Consider the following 779-nt stretch of genomic DNA (forward strand, 5'->3'; position numbering starts at 1 on the left):
GTTGCCTTGCTTGCGTTAAAGCACTTTTAGCTAGCAGTTCCTCATCGGCTAAGCCCTCGGCACAGACATTCATTCGCCGTGCGACTTCTGCAATAGACTCATTGCGGAAAAACGCCATTCCAACAATAAGCCAAAGAACCATATCACTAGGTAAACGACGTCGACGAATTGTCGCTTTATCGGAAAGTGTTGCCGCTTTAGCAACCCACTCATCAGGAATATGCTCGGAGAAGGTGGTTAGCTGAGCGACATCAACAGGACTCTCTTCAAGAAAGTCAGCAAAATAGTTTTGGATAGACAATAAAAAATCGGAAACCTATAAACAGGTTTACCGATTGATCTCATCATTCAGAGGATCGGTCAACCGATCCTTATCTGATCTACATTGCGCATCTAGGCGGTCGTTTTTCGCTTTATTGCCAAGAGCACCAGAAAACTTTTTGATGTGTAATGGGTTAGCGATGACATAAGGCAGATTGGCTTTTTCACACGCTAAGATGAATGGCATCTCCAATCGACCGGTTGCTTCAATAACAATCCGTTCTGGATGATATTTAGCAATAGTGCGAACGGCTTGTTTGATGCCTTTTCATCATTTGTGACATTAAATAGATATCGAGAGGGCGGATATAGATATCAAGTTGTGTCTTACCTGTATCAACGCCGACATTAATGTTTTGAAGTGTATTTGTATTCATAATAAGCTAACTCTTGCTTGCGAAATGCGGGCTCGAGACCCAGAAGACTATTCGAGTGTGATGCTTGGAGTTCTATCTGAT

Annotated in this window: 1 protein-coding gene and 1 pseudogene; both read right to left on the reverse strand. The window is 42.7% G+C overall.

Annotated elements, in window-relative coordinates:
• The coding region (locus CIK04_RS31490; protein ID WP_176463489.1) for a transposase domain-containing protein at positions 1-301 on the reverse strand (301 nt) is incomplete at its 3' end.
• An 84-nt stretch (positions 302-385) separates the two neighbouring features.
• Positions 386-698, reverse strand: a pseudogene (locus CIK04_RS31495) (transposase); the annotation flags it as partial.
• Positions 699-779: the final 81 nt, after the last annotated feature.

It is taken from the genome of Vibrio sp. 03_296 (assembly GCF_002265885.1).